The sequence below is a fragment of the Methylobacterium sp. WL120 genome (assembly GCF_008039465.1).
Classification (GTDB): domain Bacteria; phylum Pseudomonadota; class Alphaproteobacteria; order Rhizobiales; family Beijerinckiaceae; genus Methylobacterium; species Methylobacterium cerastii.
This window is the reverse complement of the sequence record NZ_VRUT01000236.1, coordinates 1-5,250: the sequence shown is the minus strand read 5'-3', so window position 1 is coordinate 5,250 and position 5,250 is coordinate 1. Positions and strand designations below refer to the sequence as shown.

Genomic DNA, 5,250 nt, shown 5'->3' with positions numbered 1-5,250 from the left:
CCGCCACGCCCTTCGCCGCCACGACCTTCGCCGCCACGCCCTTCGCCGCCGCGTCCGCCCGGGTCTTCACCGCCGCGCGGTCCGCGCTCGTCGGGGCCGCCCTGCGCCAGGAGGATCGTGCCGGAGGCGCCGTCCTCGCGGGCGAAGGCGGGTGCGGCGAGGACGAGCCCGGGCAGCATCGTGCCGGTCAGGAGCAGCAGGCGGAGTGTCCGCATTCGGTCGGCCTCGAAGGATCGTGGAAAGCCCAATCGAACCCACGAGCGCCGGGATGGTTCCGGCGCGGCGCCGCTCAGGGGGGATTCGCCGAGGACGCCTTGGCCGGCCCGATCCGGTCGAGGGCGATGATGCGCACCGTGCGCTCGGCGGTGCCGGACGGCTCGGTCGACAGGTCGGGCGCCGGCTTGCCCGCCACCTCGACCGGCAGGCCCGAGCGCTCGGCGGCGTCGGCGGCCAGCACCGCCGCGGTCCGGTCGGCGCGGCCGACGAGGGTGAGGCGGACCTTCGGGCTCGGGCGCGAGAGCGCCTCGGCCTGCATCGGGGTGACGAAGATGTCGCCCTTGTGCCGCACCAGCATGCTCTCGGCCTTGGTCAGCGACTGCGCCCAGGTCTTGTCGGCGGGCTTGCACGAGCAGTTCGGCACGAAGGCCTTGCGGAACTTGAAGGCGTTGGCGAGCGAGACGTAGGCCTTGCTGCCCTTCACGGTCGCCGCCGACTTCAGGGCGTCGTCGCCATAGGGCATCGAGTAGGCCGCGGCCTCCGTTCCGGGGCAGAGCGCCTGGCACATCTCGTCGGCGCCGGTGCGGCCCTCGGGCAGGTTGCGCATCGGGAAGTAGGCGCCGTCGCAGGTCCGCACGCAGATCACCTGCGCGCCGCCGCGGGCATGGGTCTCGCCGGTCGCCGGGTCGACGCGCGCCGTGTCGGCGCAGGACGAGGCGACCAGCCCCTGGAGCTGGCGGCGGCGGGCGCCGGTGTCGTCGATCGCCGCGCCGCCATAGGTGGCGTTGAGCGCGCGGATGCGCTGCTCGACGGCGCCGCATTGCGGGGGGCGCGTGTCGAAGAACAGGAAGGTGCCGCCCTCGCAGTTCAAGGAGCGGTGATAGGCCTCGAGCCGGCCGATCTCGCTCTGCAGCGCGCGCACCGTGCTGGCGCCGTTGCTCAGGCTCGCCAGCTCGGAGCGGTAGCGCAGGCAGGCCGCGCTCGGCAGGCGGCTCGGCGCCGGGGCGGAATTTTCCGCGGCCGGAACCGGAGTTTGGATCTGGTCCTGGGCCTGCACGGCCACGGTCGCGCCGAGCCACAGCGCGAGGATCGCGAGCGGGCGGCGGAGCGTGCGGAATCGAAGGCGCGTCGACGGCATGGCTGAACGATCGGGGGTTCGGCGCAGGGCGGTGGGTGAACGGTTCGCCGCGTCGTGAAGGTCGGCGCCGGGAAACGAAGCCCCGGCGGGCTTAACTTTTTTAAACGCCCTCGCGCATCGGCGACAGCCCTCCTACATGCCCGCGACGACACAAGCGGGGGAATGGCGAACGATGTTGCTTCGGGGTCTCACACGCGGCGCGCGGGCCGCGCTGCTCCTGTCGGCGCTGGTCGGCCTCGCGGGGGCCGCCGCGGCGCAGGAGCCCGACCGGATCTTCGACAAGTCGACGGTCTGGCGCCCGCTCACGCCCAACGACAAGCTCGTGGTCTACGGCGTCGACGACCCGATCGTGAGCGGGGTGGCCTGCTGGTACACCCAGCCGGAGAAGGGCGGCATCAAGGGCACGCTCGGCCTGGCCGAGGACGTGTCCGACATCTCGCTCGCCTGCCGCCAGGTCGGGCCGGTGCAGTTCTCGGGCAAGTTCGGCCAGGGCGAGGTGGTGTTCAGCGAGCGCCGCTCGCTGGTGTTCAAGTCGATGCAGATCGTGCGCGGCTGCGACGTGAAGCGCAACACGCTGATCTACATGGTCTATTCCGACCGGGTGATCCAGGGTTCGCCCAAGAACTCCACGTCGAGCGTGCCACTGATGCCCTGGGGCACCGAGCCGCCGCCGAAATGCGGCGCGTTCCTGAAAGGCTGAGCGCCGCACCGTCCCTCCCTCCCCACGGGGGAGGGAAAGGCTCGGCCCAAATCCCGAAAGCGCTTAATCCTGGCAGGTGATGCGGATCGGGCGTTCGGCCGGCTTCGTCACGGGGAGGTCGATGGCGCCGGTGTATTCCTCGGCCGCGGCGATCCCGTAGGCGTTGGCGGTGGCGTAGCCCTGCGCCTCGCACCAGGCGTTGGCGACGACCTGGCCGCACTCGCTGCCGGGGCTCGTCAGGCACTCGCCGACGCCGTAGCCGTCGCTCGACGGGATCAGGAAGGTCTTCTCGACATGGGGCGCCGCCTTGGCGGCCGGGGTCTCGCCGTCGCCCGCGGCGAAGGCGCCCTGCGCGAGGGTGACGAGGAGGGCAGCGGCAGCGAGTGCGCCGAGTCCGGCAGCCGAGCGTCGCATGGATACGTCCTTGTTCAGGGGGGGCCCTGGTTCGAAGTCTTGCGTGCGGATCGTGAGCGAGCGCCAAAATCCGACGGCGGGGTAAACAAAGGCTTTCCGGCGTCGACCGCGTTTCGTCCGCTTGGCCGATCGCGCCGGTCTCGAATTCTTGACGGATTTCGGGTAGCCCGATCCGGTCCGCCGGACCGTCGCCGATCCGCAACACGGCCCGGCGCGAAGCCGGCGGCAATGCGGCGGGGCGGGTCGCGCCCGGTCCCGCGGGCGGGGGCGGCGCGCCGTGCCCAGGGCGTTGACGGCAAACGAGAGTTTTCGCCGGCCCGGCACCGGGCGCAGGCCGCGCCGCCGGGATCGCGGCCGCGAAGGACGAGGGACGTTTCATGGCGCCGATGTTGCGGCTCTACAACACGCTGACCGGAGGCAAGGCACCGTTCGCGCCGATCGATCCGAGCCACGTGCGGATGTATGCCTGCGGCCCGACGGTCTACGACGCGGCCCATATCGGCAACGCGCGCCCGATCATCGTCTTCGACCTGCTGTTCCGGCTGCTGCGCCGGCTCTACGGCGAGGCCCACGTCACCTACGCCCGCAACGTCACCGACGTGGACGACAAGATCAACGCGCGCGCGGCCGAGCGCGGCATCACCATCCGCGAACTCACCGACGGCACGCTCGCTGCCTTCCACGCGGACCTCTCCGACCTCGGCGTGCTGATGCCCGACGCGGTCAACGTCGCCGGGGAGCGCCCGCGGATGATCGAGCCGCGCGCCACCGACCACATCGTGGAGATGGTGGCGATGATCGAGGGGCTGGTCGTCGCCGGCCACGCCTACGTGGCGGCCGACCACGTGCTGTTCGACGTGCCCTCGATGCCCGATTACGGTGCGCTCTCGAAGCGGCCGCTGGACGAGATGGAGGCCGGCGCCCGGGTCGAGGTCGCGCCCTACAAGCGCTCGCCGCTGGATTTCGTGCTGTGGAAGCCCTCGAAGCCGGGCGAGCCGTCCTGGCCCTCGCCGTCGGGCATCGCCGCGCCCGGGCGCCCGGGCTGGCACATCGAGTGCTCGGCGATGTCGGCGCGCCACCTCGGGCAGACCTTCGACATCCATGCCGGCGGCATCGACCTGATCTTCCCCCACCACGAGAACGAGGTGGCGCAGTCCCGCTGCTGCTTTTCCACGCCGGTGATGGCCAACACCTGGCTGCACAACGGCTTCCTCCAGGTGGAGGGGGAGAAGATGTCGAAGTCGGCCGGCAACTTCGTCACCCTGCGCGCGGTGCTGAACGATTGGCCCGGCGAGGTCGTGCGGCTGGCCATGCTGAAGTCGCACTACCGCCAGCCGATCGACTGGACGCTGCGCGGCCTCGAGGAGGCGCGGCGGATGCTCGACCGCTGGTACGGCGCCGTCGGCGACGCCGCCCCCGCCGCCGAGGCACCGGATTCGGTGCTCGAGCCGCTGCTCGACGACCTCAACACCGCCGCGGCGCTCGCCGAGATCCACCGCCTCGACGACCCCGCGCAACTCCGGGCCGGGGCGAACCTGCTCGGCCTCCTCGACCGGACCCGCTCGGAGCGCGACCAGGCCACCGTCGCGGCCTCCGGCCTCGACGTGGCGGCGATCGAGGCGCTGATCGCGGATCGCGCCGCGGCGCGGGCCGCCAAGGACTGGGCCGCCTCGGACCGCGCCCGCGACGCGCTGGCGGCGATGGGCGTCGCGGTGAAGGACGGCAAGGACGGCACGACCTGGAGCGTGGTCTAGGCCCGCACCCCGGCCGGCTCCAGCGACGCGATGGCGTGATCCATCCTGTCGAAGACGTCGTCAGCATCTTGTAATAAAGACTTTGAGTTGTATTCTCGGGTAGTGAAAGTCCCTGGAGTTTCGTCGGGGAACGAGACGAACGTCCGATTCGACTGAATAGGATCTCCACTGTCTGGTCCTAGTGTTGCCGGGTGCGGTCTTCTCAGCACCCGAACCAGGCCACGACGATGTACCCTGCGCCTCGAAATCGCGTCCTGCGTTAGCTCGCCGAGATCGGTTCCGATCTGCCGGACACGGTCCAGCAGCGCCTGCCCGCCGGGTTCTTCACGTCCGAGGGCTCCCCCGTCGTCGGCGCCGTCAACACCATCGCTGTGGCCGGTGTCGCGTATTTACGGTCGGACCAGGCGGTCTTCACGGTCATCGCGTTCCTCGACCTGCTGTTGCTGGCCCTCCGCCTCGTGCTGTTGCGGCGAGTCGGCGCGCCGTCCGGGCCGGTCTTCGCCACCGGCCTGCTCTGGACCTGCCTGCAGGGCGCCACCATCGCCTCGCCGTCGCGTCCGACGACACGGTGATGTCGATCGTCGTGCTTGCGTCGGGCCTCGGGGCGATCAGCGGGATCGTCGGCCGGAACTTCGCGGCTCGGCGCTATGCGATGGCGCAGATCCTGATCGTCGACATGAGCGACAAGACCACCTTCCTGGCGGCGCATGTCGCGTTCCTGCCGCTGATCGCGGTGCAGACCACCGCCTTCATCCTGATGAACCTGGGCATCCCGCGCCATCACCGGGCGGTGACCGTGCAGGCGATCCTCGGTGAGCTGGAGAGCCACGGCCGCTCGATCACCGACCCCCTCACCGGACTCGTCAACCGCCGCGGCCTGGAGGAGGCGTTCGACGCGCTGCAGGCGACCGGCCCCGAGCGAACCTTGTTCTACCTCGACCTCGACGGCTTCAAGCAGGTCAACGACCGCCTCGGGCACGCGGCCGGCGACGCCCTGCTGCGCGAGGTCGGCCGGCGCCTCGGCGAGG

The 5,250-nt window shown here is 71.0% G+C and carries 6 protein-coding genes and 1 pseudogene; 4 read left to right on the top strand and 3 right to left on the bottom strand.

Annotation, left to right across the window (positions count from 1 at the left end; genetic code table 11):
• Positions 1-215, bottom strand: a pseudogene (locus FV229_RS25130) (hypothetical protein); the annotation flags it as partial.
• A 74-nt stretch (positions 216-289) separates the two neighbouring features.
• On the bottom strand, positions 290-1,354 hold the full coding sequence (locus tag FV229_RS25125; protein WP_147754541.1) for a DUF2865 domain-containing protein: 1,065 nt from the start codon (positions 1,352-1,354) through the stop codon (positions 290-292).
• 172 nt (positions 1,355-1,526) lie between these two features.
• Between FV229_RS25125 and FV229_RS25120 the strand changes: the two genes are divergently transcribed.
• Positions 1,527-2,054 (top strand): CreA family protein, encoded by a 528-nt coding sequence (locus FV229_RS25120; RefSeq protein ID WP_147754540.1) that lies wholly within the window; start codon positions 1,527-1,529, stop codon positions 2,052-2,054.
• A gap of 63 nt (positions 2,055-2,117) precedes the next feature.
• On the opposite strand, the gene FV229_RS25115 is transcribed toward FV229_RS25120, so the two are convergent.
• On the bottom strand, positions 2,118-2,468 hold the full coding sequence (locus FV229_RS25115; RefSeq protein WP_147754539.1) for a hypothetical protein: 351 nt from the start codon (positions 2,466-2,468) through the stop codon (positions 2,118-2,120).
• Between the two features lie 377 nt (positions 2,469-2,845).
• On the opposite strand from FV229_RS25115, the gene cysS reads away from it, so the two are divergent.
• From cysS to FV229_RS28520, 3 genes are all read left to right on the top strand, one after another.
• Positions 2,846-4,222 (top strand): cysteine--tRNA ligase, encoded by a 1,377-nt coding sequence (cysS, locus tag FV229_RS25110; RefSeq protein WP_147754538.1) that lies wholly within the window; start codon positions 2,846-2,848, stop codon positions 4,220-4,222.
• Positions 4,223-4,593: 371 nt separating this feature from the next.
• On the top strand, positions 4,594-4,794 hold the full coding sequence (locus FV229_RS25105) for a hypothetical protein (protein WP_147754537.1): 201 nt from the start codon (positions 4,594-4,596) through the stop codon (positions 4,792-4,794).
• A partial coding sequence (locus tag FV229_RS28520) for a GGDEF domain-containing protein (RefSeq protein WP_147754536.1) occupies positions 4,794-5,250 on the top strand: 457 nt, incomplete at its 3' end. The genes FV229_RS25105 and FV229_RS28520, both read left to right, overlap by 1 nt.